Raw genomic sequence first — 17,711 nt, forward strand, 5'->3', positions numbered from 1 at the left:
CCGAGCCATCGAAAGGCCGGCCATGAAGCCGGTCGTGGCCCTGGTCGGGCGGCCCAACGTTGGCAAGTCGACCCTCTTCAACCGCCTGACCCAGACGCGCGACGCCATCGTCGCCGACTTCGCCGGACTCACGCGCGACCGTCACTACGGCAACGGCCGCCTGGGCAAGCACGAGTTCATCGTGATCGACACTGGCGGCTTCGAGCCTGACGCGGGCAGCGGCATCTACAAGGAAATGGCCAAGCAGACTCGGCAGGCCGTGGCCGAGGCCGACGTGGTGATCTTTGTGGTCGACGCCCGTGAGGGCCTTTCCGCGCAAGACCATGACATCGCCAACGAGCTGCGCCGTCTCGGCAAGCCCTGCGTGCTGGCGGCCAACAAGGCCGAGGGCATGCACGACGGCACCAAGCTGGTCGACTTCTACGAACTCGGCTTCGGCGACGTGCATGGCGTGTCGGCTGCGCACGGGCAGGGCATGCGCGACCTTGTCGAGCTTGCGCTGGAGCCGCTGAACCTGCCTGATCCCGACGACGAGACGGACGAGGACGAGGTCAACAAGCCGATCAAGCTGGCCGTGGCCGGCCGGCCCAATGTGGGCAAGTCCACGTTGATCAACACCTGGCTGGGTGAAGAGCGCCTGGTGGCCTTCGACATGCCGGGCACCACGCGCGACGCCATCTCCGTGCCTTTCGAGCGAAACGGCCAGCGCTTCGAGCTGATCGACACGGCCGGCCTGCGCCGCAAGGGCAGGGTGTTCGAGGCGATCGAGAAGTTCTCGGTGGTCAAGACGCTGCAGGCCATCGAGTCGGCCAATGTCGTGCTGCTGCTGCTCGACGCCACGCAGGGCGTGACCGACCAGGATGCGCACATTGCCGGCTACATCCTCGAGAGTGGCCGCGCGGTGGTGATCGCCATCAACAAGTGGGACGCGGTCGACAGCTACCAGCGCGAGCAGATCCAGCGGCAGATCGAGACCCGGCTGCCGTTCCTGAAGTTCGCGGCGCTGCATTTCATCTCGGCCATCAAGCGCCAGGGCCTGGGCCCGGTGTGGCAGGCGATTGCGCAGGCCCACAAGTCGGCCACGCGCAAGATGTCGACCCCGGTGCTGACACGCCTGCTGCTGGAGGCGGTGCAGTTCCAGGCGCCCAAGCGTGGCGGCATGTACCGCCCCAAGCTGCGCTATGCGCATCAGGGGGGTATGAACCCGCCGGTGATCGTGATCCACGGGAATTCGCTGGAGCATGTCACCGACGCTTACAAGCGCTTCCTCGAGGGGCGCTTCCGCAAGGAATTCGACCTTGTGGGTACCCCCTTGCGCATCGAGTTCAAGAGCTCGCACAATCCATTTGCCGACAAGGACGATTGAGGGAGCTTGGCCGCCGATGGCGGCCAATGAGTTGCAGCAGGAGTGGAAGTTCCGCTTTTTGAGAACCGTTATTTTCTCAAGGCTTTTGACCCCGATTGCTGCAGCGCAGAAACCCTGTGTTAAGGTCATCTCTCCAACAACTACTCTTGAACACGGAGAATATCGTGAGCAATAAAGGGCAACTTCTGCAAGACCCGTTTCTGAACACCCTGCGTCGTGAGCACGTGCCGGTTTCCATTTATTTGGTGAACGGTATCAAGCTGCAGGGCCAGATCGAGTCTTTTGACCAGTACGTCGTGTTGCTTCGCAATACGGTGACGCAAATGGTCTACAAGCACGCCATTTCCACCATCGTGCCGGGTCGTGCCGTCAACTTCTCGGCTGCCGAGAACGACGACGCCGCAGCCTGATCGCGCGGAGCGCGGCAGCTCTGCTGCCGCGCTTTTTCCCAATTTCTGATCCCGCTTGTCTGAACTGATCCCCCGCCAGGAAGGCGCCGCCGTTCTCGTCGGCGTCGATTTCGGGCTGCCCCATTTCGACAGCGAACTAGAGGAACTCGGTCTGCTTGCGCAGACCGCGGGCCTGACGCCCGTCGCCCGTCTTGCGTGCAAGCGCAAGGCGCCCGATGCGGCATTGTTCGTTGGCAGCGGCAAGGCCGAAGAAATCAAGGAGCTGGCTGCCCTGTACAGGGCGAGCGAGGTCATCTTCGACCAGGCCCTGAGCCCCGCGCAGCAGCGCAACCTCGAGCGCCAGCTCGACGTCGCCGTTTACGACCGGACCTTCCTCATCCTCGAGATCTTCGCCCAGCGCGCGCGTTCGCACGAAGGCAAGCTGCAGGTCGAGCTGGCTCGCCTGCAGTACCTCAGCACGCGGCTGGTCCGTCGCTGGTCCCACCTGGAGCGCCAGACCGGCGGCGCCGGGGTGCGCGGCGGCCCGGGTGAAAAGCAGATCGAGCTCGACCGCCGGATGATCAGCGAGTCGATCAAGCGCACACGCGAGCGTCTCGCCAAGGTGCAGAAGCAGCGCGGCACGCAGCGCCGCCAGCGCGAGCGCCGCGAGACCTTCAACATCTCCCTGGTGGGCTACACCAACGCGGGCAAGTCGTCGCTGTTCAATGCGCTGGTCAAGGCCCGCGCCTATGCGGCCGACCAGCTGTTCGCCACGCTCGATACCACCACGCGCAACCTCTACCTGGGCAATACCGAAGATGGACGGAGGCGGCAGGTATCGATCTCCGACACCGTGGGCTTCATCCGTGACCTGCCGCACGGCCTGGTCGATGCCTTCAAGGCCACGCTGCAGGAGGCGGTCGACGCCGACCTGCTGCTGCACGTGATCGACGCCTCCAACCCGCATTACCCCGAGCAGATGGCCGAGGTGCAGGCGGTGCTGCGCGAGATCGGTGCCGACACCGTTCCGCAGCTTTTGGTATTCAACAAGCTCGACGCCCTTGAAAGCGCGCAACATCCGCTGCATCTGCAGGACGAGATGGAAATCGACGGCGTGCAGGTCCCCCGCATCTTCCTCAGCGCCAAGAGCGGCGAGGGCGTGTCGCTGCTGCGCGCCGAGCTCGCCCGGCAGTCGGGTTCCGTAGCCGATACGATGACCCCTGGGGCAAACGCTGAATTGCACGATGCAGCCGATTGATTGGGCACAATCCCGCCACTGACAAGAGAACGAAGCGAATGAATTCAAAGCCAGCGCGGAGAGGGTTTCTGGGCATGTTCAACCTGAACGATGGCCGATGGGGGCGCGGCGACGAGCCGTCGTCCTCCAACGGCGACCGCCCGGCCGGCAACCGCCCCCCCGATGCCAATCCCCCGGGCGCACCGACGCCCCCGCCTCCGGGCAACAACAACAGCAACGACAACCGTCCCCGCGGACAAGGCCCCAACCAGGGCCCGCCTGACCTCGACGAACTCTGGCGCGACCTCAATCGCAAGCTCGGTGGCTTCTTCGGCGGCAAGGGTGGCGGCAACCGTCCCAACGGCGGCAGCAGCGGCGGTGGTGGCAACGGCTACAGGCCCGACATGAAAAATGCAGGATTCGGCCTCGGCCTCGTGGCCGCAGTGGCCGTCCTGATCTGGCTCGGCACCGGCTTCTTCATCGTGAACGAAGGCCAGCAGGCCGTCGTCACGCAGTTCGGCAGCTACAAGAGCACCGTGGGTGCAGGCTTCAACTGGCGCCTGCCGTATCCCATTCAGCGCCACGAAGTGGTGGTGACCACGCAGATCCGCTCCGCCGACGTGGGCCGCGATGCCATCGTGCGCTCCACCGGCCTGCGCGAATCGGCGATGCTGACCGAAGACGAGAACATCGTCGAGATCAAGTTCGCCGTGCAGTACCGCCTGAGCGACCCGCGCGCATGGCTCTACGAGAGCAAGTCGCCTGCCGACACCGTCGTGCAGGTGGCCGAAACCTCCGTGCGCGAGGTGGTAGGCAAGATGAAGATGGATGCCGCTCTGGCCGAAGAGCGCGACCAGATCGCACCACGCGTGCGCGCGCTGATGCAGACCATCCTCGACCGCTACAAGATCGGCGTCGAAGTCGTCGGCATCAACCTGCAGCAGGGCGGCGTGCGTCCGCCCGAGCAGGTGCAGGCCGCGTTCGACGACGTGCTCAAGGCCGGCCAGGAGCGCGAGCGCACCAAGAACGATGCACAGGCCTACGCCAACAACGTGGTGCCGCTCGCCACCGGTACGGCTTCGCGCCTGAAGGAGGAGTCCGAGGCCTACAAGGCGCGGATCGTGGCGCAGGCCCAGGGTGATGCAGGCCGCTTCAGCGCGGTGCTGGCTGAATACCAGAAAGCCCCGCAGGTGACGCGCGACCGCATGTACACCGACGCCATGCAGCAGATCTACGCCAGCACGACCAAGGTGCTGGTCGACAGCAAGCAGGGCTCGAACCTGCTGTACCTGCCGCTCGACAAGCTCATGCAGATGAGTGGCAACAGCGGCGCCGCCGCGGCCACCCCGGTCGATGCGGCCAGTCCCAACGTTGCCGGCACCGCGCCGGCCCAGTCCTCGGTGATCCCGGTGGCCCCTGCGACGACCGACGTGCGTGGCCGCGATGGCCGCTCGCGTGACCGCGACGTGCGTTGAGAAAGGCCCGAAAGAATATGAACAGAATCGGATTCATCGCCACGTCGATCCTCGTGCTGCTCGTGCTGGCAAGCTCGACCCTCTTCGTGGTCGACCAGCGCCAGTTCGGCGTGGTCTATGCCCTCGGCCAGATCAAGCAGGTCATTACCGAGCCAGGCCTGAACTTCAAGCTGCCGCCGCCGTTCCAGAACGTGTCGTACATCGACAAGCGCCTGCTGACGCTGTCGAGCGTGGACACCGAGCCCATGCTCACCGCCGAGAAGCAGCGCGTGGTGATCGACTGGTACGTGCGCTGGCGCATCTCCGACCCGCAGGCCTACATCCGTAACGTCGGCCTCGACGAGAACGCCGGTGCAATGCAGCTCAACCGCGTGGTGCGCAATGCGTTCCAGGAGAACATCAACAAGCGCACCGTGCGCGACCTGATCTCGGTGCGCCGCGAGGCCCTCATGGCCGACGTGCAGCGCGAAGTGCTGTCGGTGGTGAAGGGCGCCAAGCCCTGGGGTGTGGACGTGGTCGACGTGCGCATCACGCGTGTCGACTATGTAGAAGCCATCACCGAATCGGTCTATCGCCGCATGGAAGCCGAACGCAAGCGCGTGGCCAACGAGCTGCGTTCGACCGGTACGGCTGAAGGCGAAAAGATTCGCGCCGATGCTGATCGCCAACGCGAGGTGATCGTGGCGAACGCCTACCGCGACGCCCAGAAGATCAAGGGCGAGGGCGATGCCCAGGCCGCTTCCGCTTACAGCGAAGCCTTCGGTCGCGATCCGCAGTTTGCGCAGTTCTACCGAAGCCTCGATGCCTACAAGCAGAGCTTCAACAAGAAGAGCGACGTGATGGTGCTCGACCCATCGTCGGACTTCTTCCGCGCCATGCAAGGCTCGGGCTCGACCACCAACGCGCCTCGTCGTTGATTCTTCGCCAGGAGCCGTGAGCGCCGACACTTTCTGGAGCGCATTGGCGCTCGTCCTGGTGATCGAAGGCATCCTGCCTTTCGTCTCGCCGGGAGGGTGGCGGCGCGGCTTCGGGCAGCTCATGCAGCTGCGCGACGGCCAGCTTCGTTTCTTCGGACTTTGCAGCATCCTGCTGGGTTTGATACTGCTCTGGATCCTGGCCTAGTCTTGGGCTGGTCGCGGTCCCGGTAGAATCCCGGTTTAACCACGCCCCCGATCCCCATGTCCGCCTGGGTCCTCCCGGATCACATTGCCGATGTGCTGCCCTCCGAGGCGCGCCACATCGAAGAACTTCGACGCCAGCTGCTCGATACCGCCCGTGGCTATGGCTACGAGCTGGTGATGCCGCCGCTGCTCGAGCATCTCGAATCGCTGCTCTCGGGCACCGGCGAGGCACTCGATCTCCAAACCTTCAAGCTTGTCGACCAGCTTTCCGGCCGCAGCATGGGCCTGCGTGCCGACACCACCCCCCAGGTGGCGCGCATCGATGCCCACCTGCTGAACCGTGACGGTGTTGCCCGCCTGTGCTACTGCGGTCCGGTGCTCCACACCCGGCCAGATCGCCCGCACGCCACCCGTGAGCCCCTGCAGTTCGGCGCCGAGATCTACGGCCATGCCGGTCTCGAAGCGGACATCGAAACCTTGCTGCTGGCGCTCGACTGCCTCGATGCCGCCGGCCTGCGCGACGGCGTGATCGTCGACCTGGCCGATGCTCGCATCGTGCGCGCCTTGTTCGCTGGCGTGCCGGTCGATGCGGCCGCGCTGGCCCGGGTGCATGCAGCGCTGGCCGCCAAGGACGCGAGCGAACTCGAATCGCTCACCAAGGATTTCCCCGCCGCCTCGCGCGAGGGGCTGCGTGCCCTCATCCAGCTGTACGGCGACGCGTCGGTGCTCGACGAGGCCGCCAAGGCCCTGAAAGGCACGCCCGCAGTGGGTGCTGCTCTGGCCGACCTGAAGCAGCTCGCCGCCGGTCTGCAGGGCGTGGCCGGTCGCCAGATCAGCTTCGACCTGGCCGACCTGCGCGGCTATGCGTATTACAGCGGCATGCGCTTCGGCATCTACGTGCCCGGCGCGGCCGATTCGCTGGTGCGTGGCGGCCGCTATGACGAAGTGGGGGCCGTGTTCGGCCGCAACCGTCCGGCGGTCGGCTTCAGCCTCGACGTGCGCGAACTGGTTGGCGTGCTGCCGGCCCGCCCGCTGCGCGCCGCCATCCGTGCACCCTGGAGCGACGCGGCCGGGCTGCGTCAGGCAATTGCCCAATTGCGCAAGGCCGGCGAAACGGTAGTCTGCGTGCTGCCGGGCCATGGCAGCGAAATCGATGAATTCCACTGCGACCGCGAGCTCGTCGAGCAAGCTGGCCAGTGGAATGTCCGAGCGATCTGAATTTTTGAAGTAATGGAACGAGCATGAGCGTAACCACCGGAAGAAACGTGGTCGTCGTCGGCACCCAATGGGGCGACGAGGGCAAAGGCAAGCTGGTCGACTGGCTGACGGAAAGCGCCCAGGGCGTGGTCCGTTTCCAGGGCGGCCACAACGCGGGCCACACGCTGGTCATCAACGGTGTGAAAACCGCGTTGCACCTGATCCCGAGCGGCATCATGCGGCCCGGCGTCAAGTGCTACATCGGCAACGGCGTGGTGCTGTCGGCCGCCAAGCTGTTCGAGGAAATCGAAGGGCTGGAGAAAGCCGGCGTCGAGGTGCGTTCGCGCCTGCGCATCAGCGAGGCCTGCCCGCTGATCTTGCCGTTCCATGCCGCGCTGGACATCGCGCGCGAGGCCTACCGCGAAAAGGGCGGCATCGAGAAGATCGGCACCACCGGCCGCGGCATCGGCCCGGCCTACGAAGACAAGATCGCCCGCCGCGCGCTGCGCGTGCAGGACCTGAAGCACCCTGAGCGTTTCGCGGCCAAGCTGCGCGTGTTGCTCGACCTGCACAACCACGTGCTGACGCAGGTGCTGAGCGCCCCGGCCATCGACTTCGACGAAGTCTTCAACGAGGCCATGAGGCACGCCGAGCTGCTCAAGCCCATGATGGCCGACGTTTCGCGCGAGCTGAACGACGCGCACAGGAACGGCGCCAACCTGCTGTTCGAAGGCGCACAGGGCACGCTGCTCGACGTCGACCACGGCACCTACCCGTACGTCACCTCCAGCAACTGCGTGGCCGGCAATGCCGCTGCCGGTTCGGGCGTGGGCCCGGGCATGCTGCATTACATCCTCGGCATCACCAAGGCCTACTGCACGCGCGTGGGCGGCGGTCCGTTCCCCACCGAACTCGACTGGGCCACGCCCGGCACCCCGGGCTACCACATGAGCACCGTGGGCGCCGAAAAGGGCGTGACCACCGGCCGCAGCCGCCGTTGCGGCTGGTTCGACGCCGCGCTGCTCAAGCGCTCGGCGCAGGTCAACGGCCTGTCGGGCCTGTGCATCACCAAGCTCGACGTGCTGGACGGCCTCGAAAAGCTCGAGCTGTGCACCGGCTACGAACTCGACGGCGAAATCACCGACATCCTGCCGATGGGCGCTGACGAGATCGAGCGCTGCACGCCAATCTACGAGACCCTCGAAGGCTGGAGTGAAAGCACCGTTGGCGTCACGCAGTACGACAAGCTGCCGATCAATGCGCGCCTGTACCTGCAGCGCATCGAGCAGGTCACTGGCGTGCCGATCCACATGGTGTCGACCAGCCCCGACCGCGACCACACGATCATGATGCGCCACCCCTACCTGGCCGACTGAAGAGGAAAAGAAGAACCATGTTGACCGAAGACGGCAAGCATCTCTACGTCAGCTACGACGAGTACCACAACCTGATCGAAAAGCTCGCGATCAAGGTGCACCAGTCGGGCTGGCAGTTCGACACTATCCTGTGCCTGGCGCGCGGCGGCATGCGCCCTGGCGACGTGCTCTCGCGCATCTTCGACAAGCCGCTGGCGATCATGTCGACCAGCTCGTACCGCGCCGACGCTGGCACGGTGCAGGGTCACCTCGACATCGCCCGCTTCATCACCACGCCCAAGGGCGAGATTGCCGGCCGCGTGCTGCTGGTGGACGACCTGGCCGACTCGGGGCACACGCTGCATGCCGTGATGGACATGCTGCGCAACAACTACCCGCCCATCACCGAGCTGCGCAGCGCGGTGATCTGGACCAAGGCGCTGTCGACCTTCACGCCCGACTACCAGGTGGAATTCCTTGCCACGAACCCGTGGATCCACCAGCCCTTCGAAGGCTACGACTCCATGGGCGCCGAGAAGCTGATCGAGAAGTGGTCGGTCTGATCTATCGGCCGACCCTTCGGCAATAAGCGGCGCTGCCGGCTCACCCGGCGTCGCTGAGCATCGCGGTATAGCGCCGCTGCATTTCTTCCGGCGTCAGCTTCTCGATGCTGTGCCCCACGTTCCAGCGATGGCCGAAGGGGTCGTGAAAGACGCCGGAACGTTCCCCATAAAACTGATCCTGCGGCGCCATGTTCAACGTGGCGCCCGCGGCGACCGCGCGCGCCACCACCGCGTCGGCATCGTCCACGTGCAGGTGCAACGTGACGGCCGTGCCGCCCAGCGTCTTTGCGCTGTGGATGTTGAATTCGGCGAATTCGTCCGAGATCATCAGGATCGCGCCATTGTTGAAGTCCAGCTCCGCATGGCCGATGCGGCCGCTCGGCTCGGTCAGGCGAAAGATTTCCTTCACTTCGAAGACCTTGCAATAGAACTCGATGGCTGCGCCGGCATCGTGGACGCAGAGGTACGGAAACAGTTCGTGGATGGCCATGCTCTTGTCCAGTCGGGTTGATGAGACGGCTGCGATTCTGGCGACCGTTGCTTTTCAGGTCTTGAACAAATTTGACCTGCGGGCTCGTAGTCAGATTCGCACATGCCGGGACGATGCTGGCGCTGCTCGCCGGTACGCCTGCGGCGACATACCGGCGATGGCCAGGAAGTCGCGGTTGAAGTGCGCCTGGTCGCTGTAGCCGGCCTGCAGCGCCAGATCGACCCAGGGCTGGGTGGGGTCCATGGCGAACTGCCCGATCACGCGGTCGAAGCGCAGCATGCGCGCGTACTGCTTGGGCGCCAGGCCGGTCATGCCGCGGAACAGAGCGATGAAGCGCCGGTGGCTGTAGCCGCTTTGCTTCACCAGTTCGCGGATGGCGCCGGCCTGCGCATCGTCGTCACGGGCGCTCGCGCTTGCCATGCTGGCCAGTGCCTGCGCCACCGCAGGATGCAGTCCGTGCATGGCGGAGGCGGCGAGGCGTGCGCCCAGCAGGGCATCGGCGATCGCTAGTTGCCGCGCCAGCGAGTCGGTGCCGTGGAACTGCTCTAACGCGAAGTCAGCGTCCGCGCCCCAGAGCGCGTCCAGCGATGTGTGGCGGTCGGCCAGCGCGTCCTCGGGTACACCGAGCAGCGCCTTGGCCGCGCCCGGCTGCAGCATGGCGCCGACCGAGTGCGTTTGCACCGACACGTCGCGCACGAAAAACGCCGAGCGGGCTCCGCCCACCATGGCATGGCCCACCGTGAAGCCCCGCGCATCGGCATCGTCCTGGAACAGGCGCAAGGGCGGCCCCGAAAGCCGGAACACGAGGTGCATGCCGCCCGTGGGCAGCACGTGTTCGCGCGCGCCCGGCTGTCCCTCGTGCTGCTCATCGGGCGCGGAGGCCCACAGGAGCCGCACAAAGGGCCGCAGATGGGGGGAGGGTGGTCGGGTCAGCTGCATGACGCGGGAAGTGTCTGCCGAGCCGCCACGCGGCGCAATCACCCCGCCCGCTAAATCCCCGGATGCGGCGCTCGCGCTAGCATCGCTCCATGAGCAAGCCTTCCACGACCCTGATCCACCACCCCTACGTTCCGCCAGCCACCTTCGCCGCGCCGCAGCCCGGCGTGTTCAAGGCATCGACCGTGTTCTTCGCCGACGTGGCCGCCATGCGCGCGCGCGACTGGCGCACCAAGGCTGGCTACACCTACGGCCTGCACGGCACGCCCACCACCTTCACGCTCGAAGAGCGCCTGGCCACGCTCGAAGGCGGCACCGAATGCCTGCTCGTGCCCAGCGGGCTGGCGGCCATCTCGCTGGTGTCGTTCGCCTTCCTCAAGACCGGCGACGAGGTGCTGATCCCCGACAACGCCTACGGTCCCAACAAGGCGCTGGCCACCGGCGAACTGGCGAATTTCGGCATTACCCATCGCATGTACGACGCGATGAATCCGGCCGACCTCGCGGCCAAGCTGTCGGACCGCACGCGGCTGGTCTGGGTCGAGGCGGCGGGTTCGGTGACGATGGAGTTTCCCGACTTGCCTGCGCTCGTGAACGTTTGCCGCGCGCGCGGCGTGATGACCGCGCTCGACAACACCTGGGGCGCGGGCCTGGCCTTTGCGCCTTTCGATTTCAACGACAGCGGGCAGGGCGTCGACATCTCGGTGCACGCGCTCACCAAGTACCCGAGCGGCGGCGGCGACGTGCTCATGGGCAGCGTGATCACGCGCGACGAGCGGCTGCACCGCGCGCTCAAGCTCACGCACATGCGCATGGGCTTCGGCATTGGTGTGGGCGACGTAGAGACGTTGCTGCGCTCGCTGCCCAGCATCGCGTTGCGCTATGCCGCTCACGACCGCGCGGCGCGCGAGTTGGCCGGCTGGCTCAACGGCTGCGACGAGATCGCGCAGGTGCTGCACCCCGCGCTCGAAGACTCGCCCGGGCACGTGCACTGGCGCGCGCTGTGTGGCGCGACCGACCTGGCCGCAGGCCTGTTCTCGGTGGTGTTCGACGAGCGCTACAGCACCGAGCAGGTCGACCGTTTCTGCGACAGCCTGCAGCTGTTCCGCCTCGGCTATTCGTGGGGCGGTCCCATCAGCCTGGTGGTGCCGTACGACATCGGCCTGATGCGCGATGCCTCCGTGGCACGCTGGCCTTACAAGGGCACGCTCGTTCGTTTTTCGATCGGCCTCGAAGATGTGGAGGACCTGCGCGCCGACTTGCAGCAGGCGCTGGCGCGGATGTAAAAAATCGCTTCTCGCTCTCTGGGAGCGTCAGTGGGTACCGTCTTGGGACTGCACCGTTATCGCTTACAGTAGGCCACGCGCAGTCACCCTGACTGCCTCGCCCAAGGAGAAGCAGTGGCAACACCCAATTACGGCTACGAGAAGCGCCAGAAAGAGCTGGCCAAGAAGAAGAAGAAGGAAGAAAAGCTCCGGGAAAAGGCGAACCGCAAACTCAATCCGAGCAGCGACGGCTTGGCCCCCGGAGATCCGGAAACCGACGTGGCCTCGCTCGAACGCGATCCACCCACGGTGCCCGAGTTGCCCACCAAGAACGGTTGATCCGCTCCTGGCGTACCCATCAAGAAGCCGCCGCAGGCCTGCGCCTGCGGCGGCTTTTTTCTTGATTATTTCGGCAGCAGCTTGCGCAGCTCGGGCCAGACGTTGTCCAGCAGTTGCGGCTGCGCCGCGGCCGTCGGGTGGATGCGGTCGGCCTGGAACAGCGAGAGCGCGTCAGGCGCATCGGCCACGCCCTTGAGCAGGAAGGGCACGAGCGCGGACTTGGTCGCGCCCGCCACCTTGGAGAACACCGCCTCGAAGCGCCGCGTGTAGTCGCCGCCATAGTTCGGCGGCACCTGGATGCCGACGATCAGCACCTTCGCGCCCGCGGCCTGCGCGGCCTTGGTGATCTGCATCAGGTTGCTTTCGGTGTCGGAGAGCGGCAGGCCGCGCAGCGCGTCGTTGGCGCCGAGCTCCAGCACCACGTGGCTGGGCTTGTGCTGCGCCAGCAGCGAAGCAAGGCGCGAGCGCCCGCCGGAGCTGGTGTCGCCGCTGATGCTGGCGTTGACCACGGTGGCCGCGATCTTCTGCTGCGCAAGCCTTTTTTCCAGCAAGGGTACCCAGCCTTCGCCGCGCTTGAGGCCGTACTCTGCGCTCAGCGAATCGCCGAGCACCAGGATCACCGGCTTGCCAGCCATCGGTACTTGGGCCTGAGCCTGGGCCTGCGCCGCGGTCGTCCATAGCCCCGCGCTGCCGAGCGCGGCGGTGGTCAAGATAAAGTCACGTCGATTCAAAACCAAAGCCTTTCCATGTCCCAACCCCCGTCTGATGCAATTGTCGCCGTCGAGCATGTCTTCAAGTCCGTCACCGATTCGGCCGGCACGCTGGACATTCTGCAGGACATCGATTTCACCCTCGGCGCGCGGGAAACCGCAGCCATCGTCGGCGCCTCGGGCTCCGGCAAGAGCACTCTGCTGTCGATCATCGCGGGGCTGGACACGCCCACGCGCGGTACGGTGCGCATCGCCGGCGAAGACATCTTCGCCATCGACGAGGACGAGCGCGCCGCCGTGCGCGCGCAGCGCGTGGGCTTCGTGTTCCAGAGCTTCCAGCTGCTGGGCAACCTGAGCGCGCTCGAAAACGTGATGCTGCCGCTGGAGCTGGCCAACCGCAAGGATGCGCGCAAGGCCGCCACCGAAATGCTCGGCCGCGTCGGCCTTGGCCAGCGGCTCGGGCACTACCCCAAGGTGCTTTCGGGCGGCGAGCAGCAGCGCGTGGCGCTGGCCCGCGCCTTCGTGGTGCAGCCGGCGCTGCTGCTGGCCGACGAGCCCACCGGCAGCCTCGACTTCGCCACCGGCGAGCAGGTGATGCGGCTGATGTTCGACCTCAATCGCGAACTCGGCACCACGCTCGTGCTCGTCACCCACGACCGGGGCATCGCGGCCCGATGCGAGCGACGCATCACCATCGAGGCCGGTCGTGTCGCACTTAATGAAAAAGTGGCTCTGGCGCCCGCCTGACAAGCGCAATAAGCTATTAAACATAAGTAAATAGCCAGCCACACAGGAGATATTCATGGAGGAGCTTCCGCCCGACGCCGTCCTGGCGCTGCAGCGCGGCAGGATGATCGAGGCCATCAAGATCGTGCGCGCCCGCACGGGCGTGGACCTCAAGTCGGCCAAGGACGCTGTCGATCGCTACGCCGACAGGCTGGAGCGGGGAGAAGGCGAAGCCAGCGGACGCGGTGCGCCTGCCGCCGCCATGCAGGACCGCGGCTTCGCCTCCATGCCCTCCATCGCACTCGCAGCCCTGGCCCAGGGCAACAAGATCGAGGCCATCCGCCTCACGCGCGAAGCCACGGGCCTGAGCCTGTCTGCGGCCAAGCGGCTGGTCGACAACCATGACGATCCGGCGCTCGGAAGTTTCAGCCCCCTGACCCAGCACATGCCCCGCCGCCAGATGGAGGAACCGGGCCGCGTGCATGGCGACGGCTACAAATGGCTGCCGGCGTTGATCATCGTGCTGGCGGCGGTCATGGCCTGGTTGTTGATTGCCGGAAAGGCTTGAGTCGATGATCGTTCCCCAGTTCTGGGCCGAAGGCCGTATCCAGGAGAGCGTGGCCGGCAAGCAGTTCACCGTGCGCCGCTTCGGCTGGTCCGACGAGAGCCCGCTGGCCGCGCAGGCGCACGCCGACCAGCGCACGCGCGATGCCTTCGATCGCATCGTCCACAAGGGCGAGAAGCTCGAGCGCCGCGAACGCAAGATGCCCTACAACGGCGCCGACGGCATGCCGATCCGCGAGGAAATCGTCGAGCGCCAGGGCGACACCGTCATCACGCGCAACACCTACGGCGCGCGCTGCCTCAACACGCCCGACGTGCTGTTCGTCGACATTGACTTCGAGGAGCCCTTGCGCGGCAGCGTGTTCGGCTTTGCGCTGGTGCCGGCGCTGATCGCCGGGGTGGTCGGCGGCTGGGCCGCCAAGACCTGGCTGGGCGGGCTGATCGCGGGCATCGTGGTTTTCGTCGTGGCATGGGTCATCGGCCAGCGCAAGAAGCGCGGCGAGCACAGCGGCAACCCCGCGCCTGAGAAGCGGGCGGCCGAGCGCATCGGGCGCTTCATGCAGCAGCACCCCGACTGGCACCTGCGCATCTACCGCACGCCCGCGGGCTTCCGGGTGCTGGCGATGCACGACGTCTTCGATCCGGCCGACACCGCGGTGGCCGACTGCTTTCATGCAATGGGTGTCGACAAGGTCTACGCACGCATGTGCCGCAACCAGAAATGCTTTCGTGCCCGGGTGAGCGCCAAGCCCTGGCGCATCGGCATCGGCGAACACATGCGGCCCCAGCCGGGCATATGGCCGGTGTCGCCCGAGAAGCTGCCTGCGCGCGACGCCTGGATCGCGCGCTACGAAAAGGCAGCCGAGGGCCATGCGGCCTGCCAGTACCTGGAGAGCGTGGGCAACGGTGCGAAGGTGCATCCGAGCGCGCTGGCGGTGCAGGAACTGCACGACGAGCGCACCCGCGCGCTCAGTGGTTTGCCGATCGCCTGACCACGCGAAATGGCCAGGTCCCGGGGGTAGGGATAATCCAGGGATGTCTTCCCCCAAAGTGATCTTCGGCTTCCATGCCGTGGGCGTGCGCATCAAGACCGCGCCTAAATCGGTGCTCGAAGTGATGTTCGACGCCAGCCGGCGCGATGCGCGCATGAAACAGTTCATCGCGCGTGCGCAGGAAGCCGGTGTGCGGCTGGTCGAGGCCGACGGCCTGCGGCTGTCCAAGCTCAGCGGCAGCCACGGCCACCAGGGCGTGGTGGCACGGGTTGAACCCGTGGCCCAGGTCCGCTCGCTCGACGAACTGCTCGAGGGCCTCGAAGAGGCCGGCACCGTGCCCCTGCTGCTGGTGCTCGATGGCGTGACCGACCCGCACAACCTCGGCGCCTGCCTGCGCGTGGCCGATGGCGCCGGCGCGCATGCGGTCATCGCGCCCAAGGACCACGCGGCCGGCATCAACGCCACCGTGGCCAAGGTGGCGAGCGGCGCGGCCGAGACGGTGCCTTACTTCATGGTCACCAACCTCGCGCGCACCCTGAACGAACTCAAGGAACGCAATATCTGGTGCGTGGGCACCAGCGACGACGCGCCGGGCACCATCTACCAGAGCGACTTCAAGCGCCCGCTGGCGCTGGTGCTGGGCGCCGAAGGCGAAGGCATGCGGCAGCTCACGCGCAAGACCTGCGACGAGCTGGTGAGCATTCCGATGGCCGGTGCGGTCGAGAGCCTGAATGTCTCGGTGGCCAGTGGCGTGTGCCTCTACGAGGCGATGCGCCAGCGCGGCGCCTGAGCGCCGTCTCTTTTAGCTTTTGGGCAGCGATCCACCCTTGCGGTGGAAGTAGATGAGCTCCGCCACCCGTCGCATCTGCGGCGTGCCCAGCAGGTGGTTGAACATCCAGTCGCTCTGGAAATGGTCGAAGGCCCAGCGCAGCGCGCGCTTGAGCCGGAAGCCCGGGTAGCCACGAACGAACCACGTGGCCGGGTCGCCGGCCTCGCCGCGCACGAAGCGCGCTACGGCCTCGCCCGCGCGCTCCCCGTGCAGCAGCGCTGTGTGGATACCGCCGGCAGTCACTGGCGACACCATGCCCGCCGCATCGCCCACCAGCAGGGCCCGCTCGCGCGCCACCACCGGCAGCACGCCGCCGCACGGGATCATTCCCGCGCGCACCGCGACCGGCGGGGCGTCGCCGGGCGTGACCACCGAGGCAATCTTGCGCAGCAGCGGATCGAGCTTCAGTGCGCCCGCGCTGTCGTGCACCATGCGGCGCGCCAGCCCGATCTGGCTCACGCCGACCCCGTCGAGCGCCCAGCCGATATAGCCGGGCGCGAGCTTGCGGTCGATGAAGCAATGCAGCAGGCCGGGCGCCATACGCGCGCCCTGGTACTCGTGCTCGATGCCGTAGAGGAAGCGCGTGTTGCGCGACAGGCCCAGGGCCTTGGCAACGCGCGAGTGGGGGCCGTCAGCGCCCACGAGGTAGGTGGCCGTGATGCAGGGCCCTTGCGTCACCGGCACTTCCCACCGGCCGTTGAGCCACAGCGCCTGCTCGAACAGCGTGCCCAGCCGCACGTCGACGCCGCTGGCGCGGGCCGAGCCGACCATCCAGTCGAGCAGGGCGGGCGCGTCGGTGGCCCAGAACCAGTAGCCCGGCGCATGCAGGTCGACATGGCGCATGTTGGGCGCATAGAGCCGCACGCCTTCGATGCGGCGCACTAGCGCGAGTGGCACTTCGGCCAGCCACGGCACGCTGTCGACCGCGTCCTTGACGATGATGCCGGTGGTGTGCAGCTTGGCGCCGGCGGTGGTCTTCTTCTCCAGCACCATCACGCTGAGGCCTGCAAGGGCCGCGGCCCGGGCACAGGCCAGGCCCGCAAAGCTCGCGCCCACGACGAGAAGGTCGACCTTGATGTTGCCGGGGCTTGCTGCCGGAGCCGGGGCCGGCTGGGGCGCTGCGCAGGATGAGGAGGCGAGGGGAGAAAAGAAGCTGGAAGAAGTGTGCATGGGACAGCCAACTGGATTCGATGCGCACCGCGGTCTGCGGTGCGCATGCGAAGTTAGCTACGCCATGTGCGTGCGGCGTGAAGCCTGTGTGAACCTGCTGGATGCACCCGGCCGGTCAGGACGGATCCTTGCCACGCGTGCGGCTCACCGCGCTGAAGATGCCGATCCCCAGCAGGATCACCGCCCCGATGCCGATGTAGAGCGTCGGCACGCCGGCGACGGAGGCGCCCCAGATGAGGCCGCCCAGGAAGATCACGAAACCGATCATGTAGAGCGCGAATGACATCGTCGTTCCTCTGGAAGCTGAGATGCCTTGCAGTATCCCGAGGGGTGGCAGGTGCCGCACAGGCGTCGACCGCCAGTGCGTGTCGGAGCTTGCCTACCCTGCGCGTGCGGCTACTCCGGGCTTGCCGCCAGCAGATAGCGGCAGGCGGTGCGCCCCAGCGCCCTGAAGACCAGCGGCCGGTCCACGCCGAAGTCGAGGCAGTCGCCCGGTGCGAGTTCGAAGCGCTCGTCGCCATAGTCCACCCGCAGCGCGCCTTCGAGCATCCACAGGCATTGCCGGTGGGGCTTGCCGCTCCAGCGCGGGTAGTCGACCTGTGCCGAGCGCGGCAGCTCGACCTCGACCAACTCGACGCCGCTGCCCGCATGACGCTCGGCGACCTGGCGCCGCAGGTAGCCGGCTTTCGGGTCGCGCCAGATTTCTTGCTCGGCGCGCGTGCGCAGGCGCTGTGGCTGCTCTTTCTCTTCCGTCAGGAGCTGCGCCAGCGGCACCCCGAGCCCGGCGGCCAGCCGGCCCAGCAGCACGGCCGTGGGGCTGCTCTGCGCACGCTCCACCTTGGAAATCATGGCCTTGCTCACGCCCGAACGCTCAGCCAGCTCCGCGAGGCTCAGTGCTTGCGCCTGCCTCAGCGCCAGCAGCCGGGTGGCGATGAGCATGTCGATGTTCTGGCCGGGCGTGTCGGCAGGAGATGAATCGTTTCTCAT

Annotated in this window: 21 protein-coding genes; 15 read left to right on the forward strand and 6 right to left on the reverse strand. The window is 66.5% G+C overall.

The window, feature by feature from the left end:
- Positions 1–22 precede the first annotated feature (22 nt).
- The 9 genes from der (at position 23) to AC07O3_RS01155 (ending at position 8,703) form a co-directional block, all read left to right on the forward strand.
- Positions 23–1,366: a ribosome biogenesis GTPase Der gene (der, locus tag AC07O3_RS01115; protein WP_056598124.1), complete on the forward strand. Its 1,344-nt coding sequence runs from the start codon at positions 23–25 to the stop codon at positions 1,364–1,366.
- 164 nt (positions 1,367–1,530) lie between these two features.
- Positions 1,531–1,776, forward strand: a complete 246-nt coding sequence (gene hfq / locus AC07O3_RS01120) for an RNA chaperone Hfq (RefSeq protein ID WP_012747311.1) — start codon at positions 1,531–1,533, stop codon at positions 1,774–1,776.
- A 55-nt stretch (positions 1,777–1,831) separates the two neighbouring features.
- Positions 1,832–3,013, forward strand: a complete 1,182-nt coding sequence (hflX, locus tag AC07O3_RS01125) for a GTPase HflX (protein WP_495338371.1) — start codon at positions 1,832–1,834, stop codon at positions 3,011–3,013.
- 74 nt (positions 3,014–3,087) lie between these two features.
- Positions 3,088–4,467 (forward strand): FtsH protease activity modulator HflK, encoded by a 1,380-nt coding sequence (hflK, locus tag AC07O3_RS01130; RefSeq protein ID WP_093052194.1) that lies wholly within the window; start codon positions 3,088–3,090, stop codon positions 4,465–4,467.
- Between the two features lie 17 nt (positions 4,468–4,484).
- Positions 4,485–5,384, forward strand: coding sequence for a protease modulator HflC (hflC, locus tag AC07O3_RS01135; protein ID WP_093176659.1), 900 nt, complete (start codon positions 4,485–4,487; stop codon positions 5,382–5,384).
- Between the two features lie 16 nt (positions 5,385–5,400).
- Positions 5,401–5,589, forward strand: a complete 189-nt coding sequence (locus tag AC07O3_RS01140) for a DUF2065 domain-containing protein (protein ID WP_081269108.1) — start codon at positions 5,401–5,403, stop codon at positions 5,587–5,589.
- 56 nt (positions 5,590–5,645) lie between these two features.
- On the forward strand, positions 5,646–6,806 hold the full coding sequence (locus tag AC07O3_RS01145) for an ATP phosphoribosyltransferase regulatory subunit (protein WP_097199416.1): 1,161 nt from the start codon (positions 5,646–5,648) through the stop codon (positions 6,804–6,806).
- A gap of 23 nt (positions 6,807–6,829) precedes the next feature.
- The gene (locus AC07O3_RS01150; protein WP_093078104.1) at positions 6,830–8,161 is read left to right on the forward strand and encodes an adenylosuccinate synthase; all 1,332 of its coding nucleotides are present in this window, start codon (positions 6,830–6,832) and stop codon (positions 8,159–8,161) included.
- Positions 8,162–8,178: 17 nt separating this feature from the next.
- Complete coding sequence (locus AC07O3_RS01155) at positions 8,179–8,703, forward strand: phosphoribosyltransferase (protein WP_081269111.1); 525 nt, start codon at positions 8,179–8,181, stop codon at positions 8,701–8,703.
- A gap of 40 nt (positions 8,704–8,743) precedes the next feature.
- Here AC07O3_RS01155 and AC07O3_RS01160 read toward each other — a convergent pair whose 3' ends face one another.
- Together AC07O3_RS01160 and AC07O3_RS01165 are read right to left on the reverse strand one after the other, a co-directional pair.
- Positions 8,744–9,193: a VOC family protein gene (locus AC07O3_RS01160; protein ID WP_093052182.1), complete on the reverse strand. Its 450-nt coding sequence runs from the start codon at positions 9,191–9,193 to the stop codon at positions 8,744–8,746.
- Between the two features lie 90 nt (positions 9,194–9,283).
- A complete protein-coding gene (locus AC07O3_RS01165) occupies positions 9,284–10,132 on the reverse strand; it encodes a helix-turn-helix domain-containing protein (protein WP_426392640.1) in 849 nt (282 codons plus the stop codon).
- A gap of 89 nt (positions 10,133–10,221) precedes the next feature.
- On the opposite strand from AC07O3_RS01165, the gene AC07O3_RS01170 reads away from it, so the two are divergent.
- Together AC07O3_RS01170 and AC07O3_RS01175 are read left to right on the forward strand one after the other, a co-directional pair.
- Positions 10,222–11,415: a PLP-dependent transferase gene (locus tag AC07O3_RS01170; RefSeq protein WP_093052176.1), complete on the forward strand. Its 1,194-nt coding sequence runs from the start codon at positions 10,222–10,224 to the stop codon at positions 11,413–11,415.
- A 114-nt stretch (positions 11,416–11,529) separates the two neighbouring features.
- Positions 11,530–11,733 (forward strand): hypothetical protein, encoded by a 204-nt coding sequence (locus AC07O3_RS01175; protein WP_093052173.1) that lies wholly within the window; start codon positions 11,530–11,532, stop codon positions 11,731–11,733.
- Positions 11,734–11,798: 65 nt separating this feature from the next.
- Here AC07O3_RS01175 and AC07O3_RS01180 read toward each other — a convergent pair whose 3' ends face one another.
- Entirely contained in the window at positions 11,799–12,443 is a 645-nt protein-coding gene (locus AC07O3_RS01180) for an arylesterase (RefSeq protein ID WP_176928734.1), read from the reverse strand.
- Between the two features lie 36 nt (positions 12,444–12,479).
- Here AC07O3_RS01180 and AC07O3_RS01185 point away from each other — a divergent pair, with 36 nt between their 5' ends.
- From AC07O3_RS01185 to rlmB, 4 genes are read left to right on the forward strand one after another with little or no spacing between them, the layout of a single operon-like run.
- Positions 12,480–13,190 (forward strand): ABC transporter ATP-binding protein, encoded by a 711-nt coding sequence (locus AC07O3_RS01185; RefSeq protein ID WP_093052161.1) that lies wholly within the window; start codon positions 12,480–12,482, stop codon positions 13,188–13,190.
- A gap of 55 nt (positions 13,191–13,245) precedes the next feature.
- Positions 13,246–13,737: a hypothetical protein gene (locus AC07O3_RS01190; RefSeq protein ID WP_093078108.1), complete on the forward strand. Its 492-nt coding sequence runs from the start codon at positions 13,246–13,248 to the stop codon at positions 13,735–13,737.
- A 4-nt stretch (positions 13,738–13,741) separates the two neighbouring features.
- Complete coding sequence (locus AC07O3_RS01195) at positions 13,742–14,725, forward strand: inorganic phosphate transporter (RefSeq protein ID WP_307614536.1); 984 nt, start codon at positions 13,742–13,744, stop codon at positions 14,723–14,725.
- A 43-nt stretch (positions 14,726–14,768) separates the two neighbouring features.
- Complete coding sequence (gene rlmB / locus AC07O3_RS01200; protein WP_007828317.1) at positions 14,769–15,515, forward strand: 23S rRNA (guanosine(2251)-2'-O)-methyltransferase RlmB; 747 nt, start codon at positions 14,769–14,771, stop codon at positions 15,513–15,515.
- 12 nt (positions 15,516–15,527) lie between these two features.
- On the opposite strand, the gene AC07O3_RS01205 is transcribed toward rlmB, so the two are convergent.
- The 3 genes from AC07O3_RS01205 to AC07O3_RS01215 all read right to left on the reverse strand — a co-directional run bounded on the left by AC07O3_RS01205 (position 15,528) and on the right by AC07O3_RS01215 (position 17,711).
- A complete protein-coding gene (locus AC07O3_RS01205) occupies positions 15,528–16,724 on the reverse strand; it encodes an NAD(P)/FAD-dependent oxidoreductase (protein ID WP_495338372.1) in 1,197 nt (398 codons plus the stop codon).
- Between the two features lie 115 nt (positions 16,725–16,839).
- Positions 16,840–17,010, reverse strand: coding sequence for a hypothetical protein (locus AC07O3_RS01210; RefSeq protein WP_176928733.1), 171 nt, complete (start codon positions 17,008–17,010; stop codon positions 16,840–16,842).
- 110 nt (positions 17,011–17,120) lie between these two features.
- The gene (locus AC07O3_RS01215) at positions 17,121–17,711 is read right to left on the reverse strand and encodes a helix-turn-helix domain-containing protein (RefSeq protein WP_495338373.1); all 591 of its coding nucleotides are present in this window, start codon (positions 17,709–17,711) and stop codon (positions 17,121–17,123) included.

It is taken from the genome of Variovorax sp. GW821-FHT09D05 (genome assembly GCF_059416325.1).